At 40.4% G+C, this 21,441-nt stretch carries 22 protein-coding genes; 2 read left to right on the forward strand and 20 right to left on the reverse strand.

The window, feature by feature from the left end; genetic code table 11:
- Nucleotides 1–161: 161 nt before the first annotated feature.
- The 6 genes from A6J84_RS03650 to A6J84_RS03675 form a co-directional block, all read right to left on the reverse strand.
- Nucleotides 162–1,001, reverse strand: coding sequence for an amino acid ABC transporter substrate-binding protein (locus A6J84_RS03650; RefSeq protein ID WP_000823413.1), 840 nt, complete (start codon nt 999–1,001; stop codon nt 162–164).
- Nucleotides 1,002–1,016: 15 nt separating this feature from the next.
- The gene (locus A6J84_RS03655) at nt 1,017–1,646 is read right to left on the reverse strand and encodes an amino acid ABC transporter ATP-binding protein (RefSeq protein WP_049501498.1); all 630 of its coding nucleotides are present in this window, start codon (nt 1,644–1,646) and stop codon (nt 1,017–1,019) included.
- A gap of 10 nt (nt 1,647–1,656) precedes the next feature.
- Entirely contained in the window at nt 1,657–2,298 is a 642-nt protein-coding gene (locus A6J84_RS03660; protein WP_000121156.1) for an amino acid ABC transporter permease, read from the reverse strand.
- Nucleotides 2,299–2,686: 388 nt separating this feature from the next.
- On the reverse strand, nt 2,687–4,486 hold the full coding sequence (locus A6J84_RS03665; protein ID WP_000723553.1) for a Spy0128 family protein: 1,800 nt from the start codon (nt 4,484–4,486) through the stop codon (nt 2,687–2,689).
- Between the two features lie 291 nt (nt 4,487–4,777).
- The gene (locus tag A6J84_RS03670) at nt 4,778–6,007 is read right to left on the reverse strand and encodes a tetratricopeptide repeat protein (protein ID WP_044020860.1); all 1,230 of its coding nucleotides are present in this window, start codon (nt 6,005–6,007) and stop codon (nt 4,778–4,780) included.
- On the reverse strand, nt 5,997–7,163 hold the full coding sequence (locus A6J84_RS03675) for an AI-2E family transporter (protein ID WP_000400294.1): 1,167 nt from the start codon (nt 7,161–7,163) through the stop codon (nt 5,997–5,999). Before A6J84_RS03675 ends, A6J84_RS03670 begins: the two co-directional genes overlap by 11 nt.
- Before the next feature lie 144 nt (nt 7,164–7,307).
- On the opposite strand from A6J84_RS03675, the gene A6J84_RS03680 reads away from it, so the two are divergent.
- The gene (locus A6J84_RS03680; RefSeq protein ID WP_095726065.1) at nt 7,308–8,321 is read left to right on the forward strand and encodes a lactonase family protein; all 1,014 of its coding nucleotides are present in this window, start codon (nt 7,308–7,310) and stop codon (nt 8,319–8,321) included.
- Between the two features lie 32 nt (nt 8,322–8,353).
- Here the strand turns inward: A6J84_RS03680 and A6J84_RS03685 are convergent, their stop codons facing one another.
- From A6J84_RS03685 to A6J84_RS03740, 11 genes are all read right to left on the reverse strand, one after another.
- Nucleotides 8,354–8,773 carry a F0F1 ATP synthase subunit epsilon gene (locus A6J84_RS03685; RefSeq protein WP_000940836.1) on the reverse strand — a complete coding sequence of 140 codons (420 nt, stop codon included), beginning with the start codon at nt 8,771–8,773 and terminating at the stop codon, nt 8,354–8,356.
- Nucleotides 8,774–8,783: 10 nt separating this feature from the next.
- Nucleotides 8,784–10,190, reverse strand: a complete 1,407-nt coding sequence (gene atpD / locus A6J84_RS03690; RefSeq protein ID WP_000094372.1) for a F0F1 ATP synthase subunit beta — start codon at nt 10,188–10,190, stop codon at nt 8,784–8,786.
- A gap of 191 nt (nt 10,191–10,381) precedes the next feature.
- Complete coding sequence (locus A6J84_RS03700) at nt 10,382–11,260, reverse strand: F0F1 ATP synthase subunit gamma (RefSeq protein ID WP_000301228.1); 879 nt, start codon at nt 11,258–11,260, stop codon at nt 10,382–10,384.
- Between the two features lie 15 nt (nt 11,261–11,275).
- Nucleotides 11,276–12,781 carry a F0F1 ATP synthase subunit alpha gene (gene atpA, locus A6J84_RS03705; RefSeq protein WP_095726066.1) on the reverse strand — a complete coding sequence of 502 codons (1,506 nt, stop codon included), beginning with the start codon at nt 12,779–12,781 and terminating at the stop codon, nt 11,276–11,278.
- Nucleotides 12,782–12,795: 14 nt separating this feature from the next.
- On the reverse strand, nt 12,796–13,332 hold the full coding sequence (locus A6J84_RS03710; RefSeq protein ID WP_038806143.1) for a F0F1 ATP synthase subunit delta: 537 nt from the start codon (nt 13,330–13,332) through the stop codon (nt 12,796–12,798).
- On the reverse strand, nt 13,332–13,826 hold the full coding sequence (gene atpF / locus A6J84_RS03715; RefSeq protein WP_000366311.1) for a F0F1 ATP synthase subunit B: 495 nt from the start codon (nt 13,824–13,826) through the stop codon (nt 13,332–13,334). The genes A6J84_RS03710 and atpF overlap by 1 nt, the downstream gene beginning before the upstream one ends.
- Nucleotides 13,827–13,844: 18 nt before the next feature.
- On the reverse strand, nt 13,845–14,561 hold the full coding sequence (atpB, locus tag A6J84_RS03720; RefSeq protein ID WP_000392937.1) for a F0F1 ATP synthase subunit A: 717 nt from the start codon (nt 14,559–14,561) through the stop codon (nt 13,845–13,847).
- A 32-nt stretch (nt 14,562–14,593) separates the two neighbouring features.
- Nucleotides 14,594–14,794, reverse strand: a complete 201-nt coding sequence (locus A6J84_RS03725; protein WP_001054551.1) for a F0F1 ATP synthase subunit C — start codon at nt 14,792–14,794, stop codon at nt 14,594–14,596.
- Nucleotides 14,795–15,025: 231 nt separating this feature from the next.
- Entirely contained in the window at nt 15,026–15,337 is a 312-nt protein-coding gene (locus tag A6J84_RS03730; RefSeq protein ID WP_080566831.1) for a CHY zinc finger protein, read from the reverse strand.
- A gap of 14 nt (nt 15,338–15,351) precedes the next feature.
- Nucleotides 15,352–16,638, reverse strand: coding sequence for a peptidase U32 family protein (locus A6J84_RS03735; RefSeq protein ID WP_000169124.1), 1,287 nt, complete (start codon nt 16,636–16,638; stop codon nt 15,352–15,354).
- Between the two features lie 137 nt (nt 16,639–16,775).
- The gene (locus A6J84_RS03740) at nt 16,776–17,474 is read right to left on the reverse strand and encodes a GntR family transcriptional regulator (RefSeq protein ID WP_000936179.1); all 699 of its coding nucleotides are present in this window, start codon (nt 17,472–17,474) and stop codon (nt 16,776–16,778) included.
- Between the two features lie 140 nt (nt 17,475–17,614).
- Here A6J84_RS03740 and guaA point away from each other — a divergent pair, with 140 nt between their 5' ends.
- On the forward strand, nt 17,615–19,177 hold the full coding sequence (gene guaA, locus A6J84_RS03745) for a glutamine-hydrolyzing GMP synthase (RefSeq protein WP_000065734.1): 1,563 nt from the start codon (nt 17,615–17,617) through the stop codon (nt 19,175–19,177).
- A gap of 82 nt (nt 19,178–19,259) precedes the next feature.
- Here guaA and ffh read toward each other — a convergent pair whose 3' ends face one another.
- From ffh to A6J84_RS03760, 3 genes are read right to left on the reverse strand one after another with little or no spacing between them, the layout of a single operon-like run.
- Nucleotides 19,260–20,831, reverse strand: coding sequence for a signal recognition particle protein (ffh, locus tag A6J84_RS03750; protein WP_095726067.1), 1,572 nt, complete (start codon nt 20,829–20,831; stop codon nt 19,260–19,262).
- A 19-nt stretch (nt 20,832–20,850) separates the two neighbouring features.
- Entirely contained in the window at nt 20,851–21,066 is a 216-nt protein-coding gene (locus tag A6J84_RS10320; RefSeq protein ID WP_095726068.1) for a 2-oxoglutarate:acceptor oxidoreductase, read from the reverse strand.
- A gap of 2 nt (nt 21,067–21,068) precedes the next feature.
- The gene (locus A6J84_RS03760) at nt 21,069–21,401 is read right to left on the reverse strand and encodes a putative DNA-binding protein (protein WP_000402066.1); all 333 of its coding nucleotides are present in this window, start codon (nt 21,399–21,401) and stop codon (nt 21,069–21,071) included.
- Between the last annotated feature and the right edge of the window lie 40 nt (nt 21,402–21,441).

Raw genomic sequence — 21,441 nt, forward strand, 5'->3', positions numbered from 1 at the left:
GTCAATCTTATCTACAACCTCAAAACAGTGTTTTGAGCAGCCTGCGGCTAACTTCCTAGTTTGCTCTTTGATTTTCATTGAGTATAAACCCTTATCCTCTGGTACTTTCCAGAGGATTTTTCGATGCAAAAAGAGACTGAGAAAAAACTCAATCTCTTTTCTTATTCTTGATTTTTAACTTGACTGGTGGCTACATCTTCCCCAAACCATTTCTGGCTGATTTCCTGGAATTTTCCTTCTTGGTATAGTGATATAAAAGCCTGATTCAGAGCAGCTAGCAAAGTTTTATCAGCAGGTCTAACACCCACTGCAAATGCTTCACTTTCAAATCCAGCTGAAAAGACATTGTAGTCATTTAATATTCCTTCAGACTGGAGATAATAATTGGCATATACCCGGTCAATCACAAGGGCATCAATCCGATCATTTTTCAAATCAATCAAGGCTTCATTGAAACTTTGGTATTGATTGGCCTTCTGATCTTTCACTTGATTCTTGAGTAGTTCGGGTTGTCCTTCAAAATTCAAATAGCCAGAAGATCCTGCCTGGGCCCCTAAAACTTTGTCAGTCATATCCTGAATTGAGTGGATATTTTGAGACTTTTTAGAGACCAAAACTTGTTGATTTTCCATGTAAGGAATGGTAAAAGCAACCTTCTCTTTCCGTTCATCTGTAGCTGTATAGCCATTCCAGATGGCATCAATGGTACCATTTTGTAGCTCGGTTTCTTTCATATCCCAGTCGATGGGTTGAAATTTAATCTGAATTCCTAGCTTTTCAGAAACAGCTTGGGCCAGGTCAATATCAAAGCCTGCATACTGGCCATTCTTTTCCTCAAATCCCATGGGAACAAAGGTATTGTCAAAGCCAATGGTAATGCTTCCCTGTTTTTGATATTTGGCCCAATTATCCTGATTTGGATCACTTGCCTTCTGAGTACAAGCCGTCAGGAAGAAGCTAAAGAACAGAGCAAGTACAAGGGCAATTTTCTTTCTCTTCATAGGCACCTCCTAGTCCTACTTTGGATCAACCTTAAGGATCTGATCAGCAATGTTTTCCGCAAACTGAAGATCGTGGGTCACAACAATCTGGGTCATCCCACGCTCTTTATTTTGAAGGATAAGTTTTTCTACTTCTAATCGCAATTCTGGGTCTAAGGCTGATGTAGGCTCATCATATCCAATAATTTCTGGGTTTATCATCATGGCGCGTGCTAAGGCCACCCGTTGTTTTTGCCCACCTGAAAGTGAGAATGGAAAGGCATCTGCATGTCCAGCTAACCCAAGCTGTTCTAACAAACCACGCGCCCTCTTCTCAGCAACTTCCTTCTCCATGCTCATCGTTTTTATGGGCGACAGAGTTAAGTTATCTAGAACTGACAAATGCGGAAAGAGTTGAAAATCTTGGAAAACAAATCCCAGAAGATTGCGCTTTTCTAGTTCGTCTATAGCTAGCGATTCGCCGTTATAGTAGATTTCCCCCGAATCGATGGTTTCCAATCCAGCTAACATACGTAATAGGGTTGTCTTTCCGCCTCCTGATGGACCTACGATTGCAAGGATTTGCTTTTCAGGAATAGATAGGCTGAAGTTGGTTAAGATTTGTTTGCCACCAAAGGCCTTGTTGATATTTTGTAATTCTAACATAGCAATCCTCCTATCTGTAATAACTGTACTTCTTCTCAAGTTTTTTCGCTACAATGGTTACAAGACCAATCATAATCAAATAAATCGCTCCGGCTAAGAACATAGGAACAAGACTAGCATCTCGATTGGCTGCTGTCCGACTTGCCAAAATCAAATCTGAAATCCCAAGGGCATAAACCAATGAAGTATCCTTGACCAAACTCATAATTTCATTAAAGACGCTCGGTAAGACAATCTTTGTAACCTGAGGCAAAATAATATAGCGCACTGTGTCAAAAGGACTAAACTTCAAGACCTTAGCAGCTTCATATTGACCTTTAGGAATGGTTTCAATCCCACCACGAAAGATTTCAGCAAAGTAGGCTGCATAGTTCAATACAAAAGCGATCACAGCAGCAGGCAAACGATCTAAACGTATCCCAATGCTAGGGAGAACATAGTAAATAAAGATTAATTGCAAGAGCAAGGGAGTCCCTCGCATCACCCAAATATAAAGGTCAATCAGATAATGGAGGGGTTTCCAGCGGACTTGTAAAGCAAAGGCAACGACAATACCTAAAGGAATTGAAAAGATCAAGACCAGAGCAAAGACTTGAAGTGTCATACTTGCACCGTTCAATAAACTTGGTAATATCTCAAACATATAAGACATACTGCACCTCCTAAAAATTATTGTTCCTATTATAGCATAAATAAACAATTTAGCAAGGGTTTTTGTAAAAAAATTCTATAATTATTGAACTATACACCTTTATCTAAGAAATCAGAGCGAAATATCATCTTACAGAATTCGAAGAATTATAAGGATTCTAGACGAGAATATAGGTTTAACTTCTAATTCTGAGAGAACAATAATCAAAATATTTTTATCAAATATCTATAAAGATTTCAATGATATAGAACTCTATTTACTCTCATTCACTTCATACCTCTAGAGATATAAAAAAGAACCACTTTATAAGAATAGTATCATTTCTACTATCCATACAAGTGGCTCTTTGATGATGCCATAGCAAGGGCATCAAAATTTTTCAACTAGATTATTTAACTTTTTTGAAACGGAATAAGAGAATGGAACCAAATGCAAGTACTACTCCTACAACAGTAAGCAAGATAGTCATTTCAGATGTACCAGTATTTGGTAGTTCTTTATTTTCTTCTGGTTGTTTAGGTTTGTTATCTGAAGAACCCGGAGTCTCAGCAACATAAGTATTTATGATGGTTGGATTATTACCTGTAACTGTTGCTACAAGTTGACCTTGACCATTGTCTACAACTTTTACTGTTACTGTATAAGCATTTTTATCATAAGTTACACCCGTTTCATTACCAGCTTTTTCAGTGATCGTGTATGTGTGAATTCCTGCAGCAGTGTATTCAATCGCTGGGAAAGCAACTGTTCCGTCTGCAGCATTCTTAGCTGTAGCTACAAGTTTGTCGCCTTCTTTCAATTCAAATTCATATTTATCTGCCTCAAGAGTTTTACCATTTAGGACTTTTTTAGCAGTAATTGAAGTTGTTGCAGATTTAGCAGAATACGAATTTACAAAAACTTTATTGTCATATTTAACACTTGCAAACTTCTCACCATAAACATCTGTTACAGTAACTTCTGCGTTAATAGTCTTATCATCGTAAGCAAAACCTGGTTTTTGATCATTAACTTCTTTGATCTGATACTTATAAGTACCCACTGTAGAGAATTTAACGGCTTTAAATTTCACTTTGCCATCTTTATCATTCTTAACAGTTTCCACAACTGATCCGTTTGGATCAAGTAGTTGGAAGCTAAATTCTTCAGCAGCTAAGTCTTTTCCTTTTAACTGCTTAGAAACCTCAAATGAAACTTCTGTAGAACGTGAACCTGAACTAATACCTTCAGTTGTGGTTAATGGTGCAAAACCTTCTACATCAAAGTTTTCAGTCGAAGTCGTAATTTTAACGTTATTGAAAGCTTTCTTTGTTGTATTATCAACTGGAGCTGTGATACGAGTCTTATAAACTACATACAAACCTTGGTTGATTAGATCACCATTACCATTTGGAGTAATAGTGAAGCGATTAGAATCTTGAACAACAATGTGACTTGGATTCAAAAGAGGATGATGTTCATCCTTACCCCATTCAGTAAAGTAGTAACCTGTAATCTCACTAGCTAATACTTGCCCTTCAGGGATTGTATCTTGAATCGAAACGCCTTCATAAGGATTAGCATATTTGTTTACGCGAATATACCAATTAATATAATTTGGATCGTTCGTATCTTGAACTCCCCATTTAGTAAATCCTGTTGGATCCTCATCTGGAACAATACGAGTCAAATTGTATACTCCTGCTCCAGGAATGTCGATTGGATATGATTTATTGAGTTCAACATTATCAGCCCATACAACAGTAAATAAGGCCGAAATTTGTTTCTCTTCAGGTAAGTTAGCAAAATAATCTTCGTTAGTTACCGTTACAGTCGCTGTATTTACAGACTTATTTGTCGTTAACTCAGCAACTTTAGTGACTCCATCGTTACCAAAGATTTCAGTAGTTGAATCTGTTTCAATTTTGAATTCATTTGGAACTTTATAAACCATAAAGTCACCATTCTTCAACGTTGTTGAGTTGTCGAATTTGTAGGTGGTTTGAAGGTAAAATTTCCCTTCACCATACTCTGCACCGTCAACTAACTTATTATTGTTAATTGTCGGTACTGTCGTTAGCGTATAGCTACTAGATGGTAGTTCAGCAGCTTTAACCACATTGCTAGTTCTTAGTACTGGGATAAATACTGAAGCTACTAACAATAGCGCCATGAATGCATGAGAAAGTTTTTTATTAATCTTTTTCACAACATTTGCCTCCTTTATTTTTGGGGATAGATTCCCTTATTTATTATTATATATTCTTATATAAATTTGTCAAGTATTTCATAGTAGTTCGATGTTCAAATCATACCTTTAAACTCTTATTTTATAGGGTGTAGCAGGCTTTCATCGTTCAAAACTTCATCTAAATTGGCTATAAGAAATTCTAACATTTATATTATATTAGTAAAAAAGAAAAGACCTCTGAGGTCTTTCAAATCATTCATTTAAAGTCATTCGTTTCTGTTAATAAAATTTTACAAAAAATAGAAATCCTTAAAGTGTCTCTAATAGTTCTTGCATCTGAACATCATCTGGAACGAGTTTTAAATAAGCTTCAGCTTGCACTTTGGCTTCTTCAAAATACCCCAATTCACGTAGGAGATAAGTATACTGCTCCAGAAATTCAGGATTATCCTTGAGATCAAGCGATAGTTCCTGATAGAGCTCATAGGCCTTATCTAAATCCTCAATTTCCTGATAAGAACGGGCAATCATCCACTTGGTCAGGAGGTTTTCAGGTTCTTGACTTTGGAGAGCAATGATATCTTCGTACCGCTCTTGTTCCATATAAATGGTTGCAAGGCGAAGGAAAATTTCTTCTGTATCCTCTGCATCTTCTTTGGCAGTAAGGAGAAATTGCTCTGCACTACTAGGATCATGCAATTCATACGAAAACTGAGAAGCAGCCAGTAAGAGCCGAGTTTCAAATGGATTTTTCTCCAAACCTTGTTTAGCGATACGAAGGGCCTCTTCCACCTGATGTTCCTTATGCAAAGCTTGACTATAACCATATTCATATCCTTCAAAGTCAGGTGAAATGGTATCAATCTGCTTAAAGTAAAGAACAGATTTTTGATACTCTTCTTGGTCAAAGTAAAGACTAGCCAGTTCAAAGGCAGTTTGGTCATCGTATTCTAATTCTAAAGCTTTTTCTAAGAATTCAGTTGCAGCTTCAAACTTGCCTAACTGGGCATAAGCGTAGCCAATTCGTTGATAGGTTGAGACACCCGTTTGCTCATAGATGGAGCGATTGTCTAATTGAGCATAACCCTGAATAGCTTCCTGATAATTTCCTAACTCACTATCCAACTCAGCCAAACCAAAAACTAATAAGGGATCGTCTGAGTAGTTTAGGGCTTCCAGTAACTTTTCACGCGCTACATCTGTCAATCCTTCCAACTGATAGAGGTCAGCCTTCAAGGCCAAAGCCGACACGTACCAGTCACTTTCGGGTGTGATTTCCTCAAGGTGAGCAAAGGCTTCCTCAACATTGCCATCCTCACTAGCAATACTTGCTAAATTCAGATTCACTTCTGGAAATTCTGTAACGATTTTTTGGTAAATTTCTTTTGCTTGAGGATAAAAGCCAATTCCCTCTAGATAGCTTGCTAGTTCGTAAAGAACTTCACTTGAATCTGTTTCGAGGGCTTTGTGAAAATACTGATCCGCTTTGATTAAATCCTGTTCATCCAAAGCCTGGAGCATGTGTTGACTATTGTTCACTCTTGATTTCCTCCCCTTCTTCTTCATACAAACCGCTGACTTTTTTATACCAGTTAAAGATAGCTGAGATAACGACCTTGGCAGAAGCATAGACAGGAATTCCCAGCAAGACTCCCCAAATACCAAACATAGAACCTGAAGTTAGGAGAACAAATAGGACATTGATTGGATGGATGTTTAGCTGACTACCTAAAATAAGCGGAGAAACGAAGCGACCTTCAATCGTTTGTTCAACAATAAAGACAATAATCACTTTCAAAAGCATCACAGGTCCTGCTATCAAGCCCAAAACCAAAGCAGGCAACATGGCAAGAAAACTACCCAGGTAAGGTACTAGATTGAGGATACCAGCCGTGATCCCCAGAGTCACAGCATATCTGAGACCAATAATCTTAAAGAAGATAATAAACATAATTGCCACGATAATAGCAACTGTAACCTGCCCTCTAACATAGTTTGACAACTGTTTATTAACATCTGACAAAACTTGTCCGACAGGTTCTTTTAACTTGTTTGGGATAAACTTAGTCAAATAGTCTCGTAGACCTTTCCCATCTCTCAAAAGATAAAAGAGCATGAAGGGTACGATAATAACCGCAACAATGACCTGGGAAACGCTACTGATAAAGGCGCTAACCCAGTTAACAGCTTGAGAAGAGATTTTGCTGGCCCACATGGTCGCCTCACTAGAAACATTGGAAAGAACCTGCTCCAACTGTGGTCTAAAATCATCTGGCAAGCGTTTGGTTACAAGGTCATTGATCACCTTATCAGCATCTTCCAGGTATGTCGGCACATTCTTCGCAAAATTTAAGACTTGACGTTGCAGATTAGGAATTGCGACTGCCAATCCCCAAATGATAAAGAGTCCGATAATGACAAAAACAATACTAATGGCAAGAACACGATTGATCTTGTGCTTCTCCATCCAGTCCACAATCGGATTGAGGAGGTAATAAAGTAAACCAGATAAAATAACTGGCAACATGACAACCCCTAAAAAGTCCAATACCGGTAAAAAGATAAAACTAATCTTACTTAGAATAAAAATGTTTAGCCCCAGTAACAAGGTTACTAAAAATACAGTGATGGCTTTATTATCTAAAAACCACTTAAAAAACCAAGATAGGCTAAAATGTTTCTCTTTATGTTCCATAAATACATCCTTTCTGTCATTCTCTCATTATACCATTTTTAGACTAAAATAACTCTTTTTTAAAGTGCTTACATGGATGAATCTGATGCTTCATGACTGCCATTTTGTGGTATAATGAACTTATCATTATTAAGAGGTATGGACATGAAAGAAACTGTTTATTTTGGAACTTACACTCGTCGCTTATCTAAAGGGATTTACAAGGTAGATTTTGATACAGAAACAGGCCAGCTTGCAGATCTTGAACTCTTTGCTGCTGAACCAAGTCCGACCTACCTTGCCTTTGACCAACAGCAACACATATACACCGTAGGAAGCCAGGATGGCTTAGGTGGAATCGCTGCATACAAGACAGATGGCGCTTTGCTAAATCATGTGGTTGAAGAAGGCGCTCCCCATTGCTATGTGGCAGTGGATGAAAAACGTGGTCTCGTATACGGAGCTAACTACCACAAAGGCCAAGTTCTAGTTTATAAGCGCCAAACGGATGGTAGCCTCATCCAAACGGATCTAGATCAGCATAGAGGACAAGGCCCTCATGAAAACCAAACTTCTCCACATGTACACTTTACAGATCTAACACCTGACCAGTATCTCGTCACCTGTGATCTAGGTACAGATGAAGTAACGACCTACGATGTTAGTCCAGAAGGAAAACTAAGTAAGCTCCACACTTATCACGGCCAAGCTGGAGCAGGTGCTCGCCACATCGTTTTCCACCACCACTATAAGATTGCCTATCTCATCTGCGAACTTAATAGCACTATCGAGGTCTTGATTTATGATGGGGTCGGTGAATTTGAACGCATGCAAGTCATTTCAACCTTACCAGATGGATACGAAGGCTTCAATGCTACTGCTGCCATTCGTCTTTCAAAAGATGGCAAATACCTCTATGCATCTAACCGAGGTCATGATTCCATTGCAGTCTATACAATCCTCGCTGATGGTAGCTTGGAATTATTAGAGATTGTACCAAGTCATGGTAAAAATCCACGTGATTTCGACCTAACTCCTGATCAAGAGTTTCTCATTGCTGTTCATCAAGATTCTGATAACGCAACCGTCTTTAAACGCAATCCTAAAAGTGGTCGTCTTGCAGAACTTTCTAACGACTTTCATGTCCCTGAAGCAGTCTGCATCAACTTCCCACATTAAAAAAAATGAACTTGAGTTTCAAGTTCATTTTTTTATAGTCTATTTCCGACATTGATACGGTTGATAGCACGTTGCAATGCGATTTTTGCACGACGCTCTTGGTCAATCAAATGCTTGTCATGGGCTTCTTCGATTTCTCGTTCAGCGCGAAGTTTTGCACGTTCAGCACGACTGATATCGATATCACGAGCACGTTCTGCTGAGTCTGCTACAATAGTAATGATGTCATTGGCAATCTCGATAATTCCTCCGTTCACTGCAATCCAGTTCACATGAGTATCATCATCGATACGTTTTACCTTCACTTCATCAACCGCTAAAACCGCAATCATATTTTCATGTCGTGGCAAGATCCCCATCTCACCATCCAGAGTTCGTACCGATACAAAGCTGGCATGGTGATCATAGACGAGGCCATCTGGTGTCACGATCTGGACAGTTAAATGAGCCATAGATCACCTCTTAAAATCCCATTTTTTCTGCCTTAGCAATGACGTCTTCGATTGAACCGACACCACGGAAGGCATCTTCTGGTAACTGGTCATGTTTTCCTTCAAGGATTTCCTTAAAGCCACGAACTGTTTCCGCTACTGGCACATAAGAACCAGGTTGACCAGTAAATTGTTCTGCAACGTTAAAGTTTTGAGACAAGAAGAACTGGATACGACGGGCACGTGCAACCAAAGTCTTTTCTTCATCAGAAAGTTCATCCATACCAAGGATAGCAATGATATCTTGCAATTCATGGTAACGTTGAAGGACACGTTTAACCTCAGCAGCAACTGCGTAGTGCTCCTCACCAACAATCTCAGGTGCCAAGGCGCGTGAGCTTGAAGCTAGAGGGTCAACGGCCGGGTAGATACCCAACTGTACCAACTTACGTTCCAAGTTTGTTGTTGAATCCAAGTGAGCGAAAGCTGTTGCTGGCGCAGGGTCAGTGTAGTCATCCGCTGGCACATAGATAGCCTGGATAGAGGTTACAGAACCCTTCTTAGTTGATGTGATACGTTCTTGCAATTGACCCATTTCCGTAGCAAGTGTTGGTTGGTAACCAACGGCTGAAGGCATCCGACCCAAAAGGGCAGATACTTCTGAACCAGCTTGAGTGAAACGGAAGATATTGTCGATAAAGAGAAGCACATCTTGGCCTTCTACATCACGGAAGTATTCAGCAATTGTCAAACCAGTAAGAGCAACACGCATACGTGCTCCAGGTGGCTCATTCATCTGACCAAATACCATGGCTGTTTTCTCGATAACGCCTGATTCTTTCATTTCCCAGTAAAGGTCGTTCCCCTCACGGGTACGTTCTCCAACACCGGTAAATACTGAAATACCACCATGTTCTTGGGCAATGTTGTGAATCAACTCTTGGATCAAGACAGTTTTACCAACTCCGGCACCACCGAAGAGTCCAACTTTCCCACCTTTAAGGTAAGGGGCAAGAAGGTCGATAACCTTAATTCCTGTTTCCAAGATTTCAGATGAGGTAGACAATTCATCAAAAGTTGGAGCTTTCTTATGAATTGGCTGACGCTCAGCGTCCTCAGCGAAAGGAGCATCCAAGTCAATGGTATCTCCCAAAACGTTGAAGACACGTCCCAAAGTTTCTTTACCTACTGGAACGGAGATTGGACGGCCTGTGTCCAAAACTTCCATTCCACGAGTTAAACCATCTGTTGATTCCATGGCGATCGTACGGACCATACCATCACCCAACTCCAAGGCTACTTCAAGGACGATTTTTGTTTTTCTTTCGTCATTTTTGTAGACGACAAGTGCATTGTTAATCTCAGGAAGTGTTTCCCCTGCTGCAAACAAGACGTCTACAACGGGTCCGATAACCTGAGCAATTTTACCTGAACTCATCTCCTTCTCCTATTCTATATAAGATACTGTCGGTTCCTAGTTCAACTAGGTCCTAATACTCTTCGAAAATCAAATTCAAACCACGTCAGCATCACCTTACCGTACTCAAGTACAGCCTGCGGCTAGCTTCCTAGTTTGCTCTTTGATTTTCATTGAGTATAAGTTCATTTTCATACGAGCTGGACTAAATCCTATTCTAAGGCACTAGCCCCCGCTACGATTTCTGTAATTTCTTGTGTAATCGCCGCCTGTCTAGCACGGTTATACTGGATTGTCAAATCATTGATGACCTTCTTGGCATTATCAGTCGCCGTTTGCATGGCGGTCATACCTGCAGCATTTTCAGCTGTCTTGGCATCGATAATAGCCCCGTAAATCATACTTTCGGCATACTGTGGCAACAACTGCTCTAGAATCTCATCACGGCTCGTTTCTAACTCAAAGGTCAAGCTATACTCTTCATCCGCTTCATTTGGATCCAAGTCAACAATCGGAAGCATTTGTTCCACACGCATTTGACTTGTGAGAGTATTGACATGATGGTTGTAGCAGACGTACAATTCATCAAAAAGTTCGTTTTGGTACATCTCAATCGTTTTTGAAATAATTTTACGAACTTCATCAAAACTGGGTTGATCTGCCAAGCCACGTAGTTCATAGATTGGCTGAATACCACGAGCCTTAAAGAAATCAGCTCCCATACCACCAATACAGATTATCTCAAAATCTTTACCATCTGGATGGTATTCTTCTTTCAACTCCATAACGGCTTTAAGGATGGAAGCATTATAACCTCCAACCAAGCCACGGTCTGAAGTAATAACGATATAGCCTGTTTTCTTAACTGGGCGACTGATGAGCATCGGATTGGTTGAACCACCAGATCCATTACCATGCAGAATATCCGTTAAAAGCTTACGAACCTTCTGAGCGTAAACTTGGAAGTTGCGCGCTGCTTCTTCAGAGCGACCTAACTTGGCAGCCGATACCATTTGCATGGCATTAGTGATTTGACTCGTATTTTTGGTTGAGGCGATTTTTGTTTTAATATCATTTAGAGATACTGCCATCTGACACCTCTATTCTTATTGGAAGCTGGATTGATTGAGAAACTCTGTAATCGCAGCATCCAAGACTGCTTCTTCTGGCAAGTCTTTTGTTTCACGAATAGTTTCCAAAATCTCTGGATGTTGTGCATCAAAGAAATCATGAAACTCTTCCTCAAAACGAACAATGTCATCTACAGGAATCGTATCCAAGAAACCATGTGTCAAAGCATAAAGAATGGTTACTTGTTTCTCAACAGGTAATGGTTTATGAACTGGTTGTTTCAGAACTTCAACGGTACGACGTCCACGATTTAACTTAGCTTGAGTAGCCGCATCCAAATCAGAACCAAACTTGGTGAAGGCTTCCAACTCACGGTATGAAGCAAGGTCGATACGAAGTGTACCAGCTACTTTCTTCATAGCTTTGATTTGTGCCGAACCCCCTACACGGGATACAGATGAACCCGCATCAATGGCTGGACGAATACCTGCATTGAAGAGACCATCACCAAGGAAGATTTGTCCGTCAGTGATAGAAATCACGTTGGTTGCGATATAGGCAGAGATATCTCCTGCTTGTGTCTCGATAAATGGTAGGGCTGTAATAGATCCACCACCAAGCTCATCAGAAACTTTAGCTGAGCGCTCAAGCAAACGACTGTGAAGGTAGAAAACATCCCCTGGGAAGGCTTCACGACCTGGTGGACGACGAAGCAAGAGGGAAAGTTCACGATAAGCGACTGCTTGTTTTGAAAGATCATCATAAACAATCAAAACATGCTTGCCTTGGTACATAAACTCTTCTGCCATAGCTACCCCAGCATAAGGAGCTAGGAAAAGCAATGGAGATGGTTGTGAAGCAGAAGCTGTCACAACGATTGTGTAGTCCAAGGCACCGTACTGGCGAAGTGTTTCTACTTGTGTACGGACTGTTGATTCTTTTTGTCCAATCGCTACGTAGATACAGATCATATCTTGACCTTTTTGGTTCAAGATTGTATCAATCGCAATAGTTGTTTTCCCTGTCTGACGGTCACCGATAATCAACTCACGTTGACCACGACCAATCGGTACTAGGGCGTCAATAGCTTTCAAACCTGTTTGTAATGGTTCTGATACAGACTTACGTTGCATAACGCCAGGAGCTGGCGCTTCTACTGGATGAGTCCTGTCAGTATGGATATCACCAAGACCATCAACTGGACGACCAAGTGGGTCGACAACACGTCCGATTAGGCTGTCCCCCACAGGTACTTCCATAATTTTACCTGTACGGCGAATAGTATCACCTTCACGAATATCTGTAAAGTCTCCAAGGATGATAATCCCAACGTCTGTAGACTCCAAGTTTTGCGCCATCCCATAAGAGCCGTTTTCAAAGATCAACAACTCTCCACTCATGGCATTTTCAAGACCGTGAGCACGCGCAATTCCATCCCCGATATAGGTTACAACACCTGTTTCAGACACATCAAAATTGGGTTTGAAATTTTCAATTTGTTGCTTAATTAAAGCGCTGATTTCTTGTGCGTTAATTGCCAAAAGAACACCACTTTCTATTTCAAATTTTCTTTAACAACTCGAAGTTGTTGTTTAATACTCACATCAATTGTCTTGTGATTAGCAAAAATGACAAAACCACCAATGAGTCCTTCATCAATTTGTTCTTTAATGCTCCGTACTTTCAGAGACATTTTTTTCTCTATCAATGGGAGCAGACGTTCCTTCTGTTCATCTGTTAAAGGATGAGCTGAAGAAATCGTGACTACAAAATGATTGGTTTCTCTTTCAAGACGATTCAAACAATCAACAATGATATCATAAAAAAGATTTGCTCTGTGATTGTAAATCAGAACCTGAATAAAGTTTTGCATTAAAGGTGAGACAGAGTCTTGAAAGAAACCAACGGTTTTTTCCTTATCAGACTCATCAACTGCCACCTGAGCTAAAAAAGAAGGTAAGCCCGTTTCTTCTGCGACTTGCTTGATTTGATCCAAGTCTGAAAAAATCCGGTCCTCTTCTCCTTTTTCAATCACTAATTGGACAAAAGGCATGCTGTATTTTTCAATTACCTTTGCTGTTTTCTTGTCCATTAGGCTTCTCCTAGCTGATCGATGTACTGATCAATGAGTTCTTTATGGGCTTGTCCGTCAAGGTTTTGTGAGATGATTTTACCAGCGAGACTAATCGTCAAATCTGCTACCTCACCCTTAACGCTTTGTAAAGCTTCCGCTTTATTTTGAGCAATTTCTTGGTTAGCTTTTTCTTTCAAGCGTCCTGCTTCCAGTTTCGCCTCAGCCAAGATGTCAGCTCTACTTTTCTCAGCTGTTTCCTTTGCATTCTCGATAATTGTCTTAGCTTCCGAACGGCTACCTGCCAACTCAGCTTCACGTTTGCTAGCGAGTTCTTCGGCCTTCTTACGGGCAGCTTCTGCTCCGTCAATATCTGAAGAAATTTTTTCAGCACGTTCATCTAAAATATTGGTAAGATTTCCCCAGGCATATTTTTTCACTAAAAAAATTAATAAAAGGAAGGAACCAGCGATAAGAATAAAGTCACCAATAATGGTACTAATAGTTAAATCCATCTTCTAATCCTCCTCTACTTACTCTTCCCCAGCATTTATCTTCTTACCAATGTACATCGATGACAACATGGTAAAGACATAGGCTTGAATACATGAAATGAAAATTGAAAAGGCTGTCCATAACATGTTTGCGATAAAGGCAAAAGGATACCAATACAAAGCATTTTGTGACAAGGCTAATAGCAATCCAGCTAAGACCTCACCGGCAAAAATATTTCCGTAGATCCGAATCGCCAAGGAAGCAAAATTGGTGAACTCTTCTAAAATGTTCATCGGAGTCATAAAGCCAGGTGTAACAAATGCTCTCAAATATTCTTTAACGCCTCTACGACGAACTCCTTCTACATGGGCGATCAAAGTGATCAAGAATGATAGGGATAAATCGTATCCAAGGTTGGCTGTTGGAGAAGTCCACAAGTTATAACCGTTTGTTGTTTGTACTTTTGCCATTAAGCCGATATTATTGGCAACCAAGATAAACAGAAATAGAGAAAACAGAAATAAGGAATAATCCTTGATGTATGATTCTCCAATGTTTGGTTTGGTAAAACCAATCACAAAGTCGTAAATCATCTCAAGAGCATTTTGTTTGCCCTTTGGACGGATGGTCATTTTACGACTTGCCCAGTAGACAAAGGCAAAAACCATCAAAACAGTTACAAGAGACATGGCAAGCAGGGTCAAATCAAAGGATATTGGTCCAATATTAACGGTTGGATTCAAACTTTCTTCCATGGTTTGACACCTCCATTTCTAAATAGAGTTGTCTATTTAATGACAAATGACATCGCCAAGGTTACAAAGAATGTTCCTTCGATAAAGGCAATCCCCATGATCATCAAACTACGCAATTGTGGGATGATATCTGGTTGGCGTGCTGCAGACTTGAACAAACCGTTCATCAAAAATCCTTCTGCAAGGGATACACCCATACAGGCAAGACATAGACCGAAAAATGTTAAATTCATGATGAATTCTCCTTTTATTTAAAATTTACTTACTTAGTTTAGTCCTAAAATTTGTTTTTGTCAACTTTTTACTTACGTTGGAAGCGTTTCAGATGATTTATTTTTATTTTTGCTATTTTTATACCACTGTATAGATAAGTTTCTCATTTTATGATGAAATGTGTTTCCACTTTTTCTATATTTTCCGAAATAAATTGAAAAATCCAAGTTTAGAACTTGGATAGATTCATTTTATTTGAAATAGTAGGAATAGTGTTGTTTACACCCTGGATTAAATGGAGATTTGCAATAAGGGCAGGCTATTTGTTTTTGATATTCTTGAAATGTTATTGTCCTCATACAAGCCCCACATAAAATCGGTCGATCCTCCGCAAGCGTCAAGGGGTAAGGTGAAAACAAATGCGTTTCTATAGCATTGTGGCACTGATAGCAAGCATAGTATTTTTTACACTCATAGCACTGGAGGGAAATAATATCCTTTTCACCATGATAGTGAACACATCTGCTTTCATTATCTACCAACAATCCTTGCACTTGAATCATTCACTTTTCCTTATCTAGGCACGAACTGTGACACTTGTCCCGTCTTCCTTATAGAGATTGATAAGACCTTCTTTGAGAGCTCGAACCATATCCCCAGCTTGCACAGGTTGAGGAACCTTAATGGTCAAGAGTTCCATTGGATTTGGAGCACGGTCGATTTTATTGCCTTTAGAATCGTGAAGATTTTCGATATAGGTTTCAAAATGACGGAAACCTGGTCCATAAAACTCAACTTGATCGCCTTCATTGATAACATTCCGTTGACGAATGGTTGCTGTCTGGGTTGCATCATCATAAGAAACCACCTCAGCGACAAACTTGTATTCAGGGATTTTACGACGTGCACCAAACAACTGTTCATTTTCTGTAGGTGTGCTATAGTAGAAACCTGTTGCCAATTCACGTTGGGCAACCTTCCACATCTCATCTACCAGGTCTTGTTTAATAGCTTCAAATTTTTCTGGGCTTTCAAGGTAAGCATCCACAGCCGCCTTGTAACAGTTGGTCACAGTTGAAACATAGTGGATTGACTTCATACGACCTTCAATTTTTAGACTATCCACACCATTTTCAATCATATCTGGAATATGATCAATCATAGACATGTCCACGGCTGACATCGAAAATTCTTCAGGAATTTCACCTTTAAGACTCTTGCGTTCTTGGCCAAAAGGCATGTCGTAAAGGTCGTATTTCCAACGGCAAGACTGAGAACATCCACCACGATTGGCATCACGCATACTCATGTGGTTTGAAAGCGTACAGCGACCTGAGTAAGAAATACACATGGCTCCGTGAACAAAGGCTTCAATTTCTACATCAGTGCGTTTGCGAATCTCTGCCAATTCTTCCATTGAAACCTCACGCGCCAAAACGACACGAGTCAAGCCCAGTTCTTTCCAAAATTCAAGCGTTTCATAGTTCGTCGCACTGGCTTGGGTAGAGAGGTGGATTTCAAGACCTGGTGCTTCTGTTGCTGCAATCATAATCAAGGCCGGATCTGACACGATAACTGCCGCAATCCCAATGTCACGCAACTTACGGAACCACTCACCAGCCCCAGCTTCATTTCCTTCGTGCATAACCATGTTGGCAGCTACATAGACCTTGGCACCATACTTGGCAGCGAACTGCACGCCTTCTTCCATCTGTTCAAAAGTGAAGTTTCCTGCACGGCTACGAAGACCATAAGCTTGTCCACCTATAAAAACAGCATCAGCTCCATACCGAACAGCCACTTTTAGCTTCTCTAAAGTCCCTGCAGGCGATAAAACCTCAGGACGTTTTAATGTTTTTGTCATTTTTTCTCCTATTTGCAATATAAAAGTTTGACGTTTTTCCTTCTCATTTTATAGTAAATAAAGGATAAAATCAAGCCTAGACAGATTGTTTTGACAATTCTAATCTTTTAAGAAAACAAAAAACTAGCCTTTCTAAACTAGTTATTTTCAAGATAAAATTCAAAGCGTTCACCCACGTATTGACTCTTTACATATTCGAAAGCTGTCCCATCTTCAAGATAAGAAACCTGAGTCAAGGCTAAAATCGCATGCCCCTTTTCGACTTCTAGATAGTCAGCAATTTTTTCCTTAGCCAATCTCGCATAAATAGTCTGTTGGGATTTGCCAATCCGGTAGCCATACTGCTGCAAGGTTTGGAAGAAATGACTGGTGATTTCTTCTTTTTTGAAATCCTTAATAAATTTCTCAGGAATGGATGCGACTTCATAGACTAGTGGAACTTGGTCAGCATAACGCACCCGTTCCATGCGGATAATATTCTCTGTTGGAGTAATCCCCAGCTTTGCGACCTCTTGCTCATTTGGAATGGTTCTTCTGTAAGAAATGAGTTGGCTGGAAGGTACTTTCCCCTGAGATTTGACAATCTCCGTAAAACTGGTTGTTCCTCGCATTTTTTCTTGGACACGAGTGCTAGAGACAAAAGTCCCACTTCCTACACGACGCTCCAAAACTCCTTCCTCGACCAAGAGAGAGATAGCTTGGCGTAATGTCATCCGGCTAACTTGAAACTGTTCAGCTAAATCTCGCTCACTTGGAAGCCTCTCTCCGATTTTCCAATGATGCTCATCTATATCCTTCTTGATCTGATCGTGGATTTTCATATAAGCTGGTAACATGATTCTCACTTCTTTTCTTTATTTTCTCCATTGTACCGTATTTGCTAAGAAAAAGTCAAACTTTGCCTTGTTTAGTTGGTAATTCGCCCCTATTTGTGATAGAATATTGAAAAAGATATTTCTTTTGAGAAAGGAAAAAGATGAGCAACATTTCAACTGATTTGCAAGATGTCGAAAAAATCATCGTGCTGGACTATGGTAGCCAATACAACCAGCTGATTTCACGCCGTATTCGTGAAATTGGTGTTTTTTCAGAGCTAAAAAGTCACAAAATCTCAGCTGCAGAGGTTCGTTCGATTAACCCTGTAGGGATCATCCTCTCTGGTGGACCAAACTCTGTATACGAAGATGGTTCATTTGATATTGACCCAGAAATTTTTGAACTTGGCATTCCAATTTTGGGAATCTGCTATGGTATGCAACTTTTAACTCATAAACTTGGAGGAAAAGTTGTTCCTGCAGGTGATGCTGGTAACCGCGAGTATGGCCAATCACCACTTACTCATACCACTTCTGCCCTCTTTGAAGGGACTCCTGAAGAACAAATTGTTTTGATGAGTCATGGCGATGCTGTTACAGAGATTCCAGCTGATTTTGTTCGTACTGGCACTTCTGCTGACTGTCCTTATGCAGCTATTGAAAACCCAGAAAAGCACATTTACGGTATCCAATTCCACCCAGAAGTGCGCCATTCTGTATACGGAAATGATATCCTTCGCAACTTTGCCCTTAACATCTGTAAGGCTAAGGGAGACTGGTCAATGGACAACTTCATCGATATGCAGATCAAGAAAATCCGTGAAACTGTAGGTGACAAGCGTGTCCTTCTCGGTCTATCAGGTGGTGTTGACTCTTCTGTTGTTGGAGTTCTTCTTCAAAAAGCAATCGGCGATCAATTGATCTGTATCTTTGTTGACCACGGTCTTCTCCGTAAAGGGGAAGCAGACCAAGTTATGGACATGCTTGGTGGTAAGTTTGGGTTGAATATCGTCAAGGCAGATGCTGCTAAACGATTCCTTGATAAACTTGCAGGTGTTTCTGACCCTGAACAAAAACGGAAGATCATCGGTAACGAGTTTGTTTATGTCTTTGATGACGAAGCAAGTAAGCTAAAAGATGTGAAATTCCTTGCTCAAGGAACGCTTTACACTGACGTGATTGAGTCTGGTACAGATACTGCTCAAACCATCAAATCACACCACAACGTTGGTGGTCTTCCAGAAGACATGCAGTTTGAACTGATTGAGCCTCTCAACACTCTTTACAAAGATGAAGTTCGTGCTCTCGGTACAGAGCTTGGTATGCCAGACCACATCGTATGGCGCCAACCATTCCCAGGACCAGGTCTTGCTATCCGTGTCATGGGTGAAATCACTGAAGAAAAACTAGAAACTGTTCGTGAGTCTGATGCTATCCTTCGCGAAGAAATCGCTAAAGCTGGTCTTGACCGCGATATCTGGCAATACTTCACTGTCAACACAGGCGTTCGTTCAGTCGGTGTTATGGGTGATGGTCGTACTTATGACTACACGATTGCCATTCGTGCGATCACTTCTATCGATGGTATGACAGCTGACTTTGCCAAAATTCCTTGGGATGTCCTTCAAAAGATTTCTGTACGTATCGTAAATGAAGTGGATCACGTTAACCGTATCGTCTACGACATTACAAGTAAACCACCTGCAACCGTTGAGTGGGAATAGGCCAATCGCACTTAAAAAGAACTCTGAATCAGATTCAGAGTTCTTTTTTATATGTAGGGAAAGCATTTCTGCTTTCCTTTTTTTATTTGCGTTTCTTCTTCGCTTTTTTCATTTTGTTGGCCATGCGTTTCATAGACTGTTTCATGGCGAATTCGCCAATTTTACCTTTAAGTCCGCCACCAAACATCTGGGTCATATCTGGCATGCCTGCTCCTCCGAGAGCTGACATATCCGGCATACTACCTTGCCCCATCATTCCTTCAAGGGCAGACATATCCATTCCTCCCATATTTGGCATATTTTTAGGGAGGTTATTTGGATTGATGCCCATTTGTTTCATCATCTTGTTCATATCACCAGACATGACACCTTGCATGAGCTGTTTGGCCTGGTTAAAGTCCTTGATGAATTTATTGACTTCGACAAAGGTATTTCCAGAACCTGCAGCAATACGACGGCGACGACTTGGATTTAACAAATCAGGGTTTTCACGTTCTTCAGGTGTCATCGAAGATACGATGGCACGTTTGCGCGCAATCTGGCGCTCATCCACCTTCATATTTTGAAGGGCAGGGTTGTTAGCCATACCTGGAATCATCTTGAGTAAGTCTTCCATTGGCCCCATATTTTGCACCTGATCCAATTGATCGATGAAATCATTGAAATCAAAGGTGTTTTCACGCATCTTCTCAGCCATTTCAAGAGCTTTTTGCTCATCGTATTCCTGAGAAGCTTTCTCGATCAAGGTCAGCATATCCCCCATGCCAAGGATACGGCTAGACATACGATCTGGGTGGAAGGTTTCGATATCTGTAATCTTTTCACCCGTACCAGTGAACTTGATAGGTTTACCAGTGATGTGGCGAACAGACAAAGCCGCACCACCACGAGTATCCCCATCAATCTTGGTAAGGATAACACCAGTCACTTCTAACTGAGCATTAAACTCACGGGCAACATTAGCCGCCTCCTGACCAATCATGGCGTCCACTACAAGTAGAATTTCGTTTGGTTGGGCCAATGCTTTTACGTCACGAAGCTCATTCATGAGAAGTTCATCAATCTGTAAACGACCTGCCGTATCGATCAAGACATAGTCGTTATGATTGGCTTGTGCTTGCTCCAAACCTTGACGAACAATCTCAACAGCTGGAACCTCTGTTCCAAGTGCAAAGACGGGAACATCAATCTGTTGTCCAAGTGTTTTCAGCTGATTGATGGCTGCTGGACGATAAATATCTGCCGCAATCATCAAAGGACGAGCATTTTCTTCCTTCTTAAGTTTATTAGCCAGCTTAGCAGCAAATGTCGTTTTACCAGCCCCCTGCAAACCGACCATCATGATAATGGTTGGAATTTTTGGTGACTTGATAATCTCTGCCGTATCGGAACCTAAAACAGCCGTCAGTTCCTCATCCACGATTTTGATAATCTGTTGTGCTGGATTAAGGGTATCAATGACGTCGTGTCCTACTGCACGCTCACGAACCTTCTTGATAAAATCCTTTACAACAGGCAAGGCAACGTCAGCTTCCAGCAAGGCCAAACGAATCTCTTTGGTTGCTTCTTGGACATCAGCCTCAGAAATTTTTCCCTTTTTACGTAGATTTTTAAAGACGTTCTGCAAACGTTCTGTTAAACTTTCAAATGCCATTTTTTTCTCCTATGTTTCATTAATTCGGTGGAAAACGTCCAAAATCTTGTAAACAAACAAGTTCTTCTGGAGTGACTTCTTTCATTATCTCATTTGGATATCCCCAACAGCTAAATCCCTCTTGAAGAGCTCGAAAGATAGAATTAGACGAGAGGATTTGTAGCCTTGTGGGAAAAGGAGTCTCAGCAGCTAATAGTTTACAGGGTATACCTTTGTAGATGACTATACTCCCCATACTTATTCTCTATTATCAATACTTGTTAAAATTTCTATCTGCTCCTGCAGAAAGTCATCCTTGGGATAACGCTCCAAGATCTGGTCAAAAATCTGACTGCGGACAATGTAGTCCGAATACATGTGCAGTTTCATCTCATAATCTTCTAGAATCTTTTCCGTCCGCTTGATATTATCATAGACAGCCTGACGACTGACACCGAACTCTTCAGCAATCTCAGCAAGACTATAATCATCAGCATAATAGAGTTCAATATAGTTCATCTGCTTGTCTGTCAAAAGCGCCGCATAAAATTCAAAAAGGGCGTTCATACGATTGGTTTTTTCGATTTCCATAACTTTTATTATACCAAAAAAACTATTATACTGCTAGAGT

Source organism: Streptococcus sp. FDAARGOS_256, from assembly GCF_002289235.2.
Taxonomy (GTDB): domain Bacteria; phylum Bacillota; class Bacilli; order Lactobacillales; family Streptococcaceae; genus Streptococcus.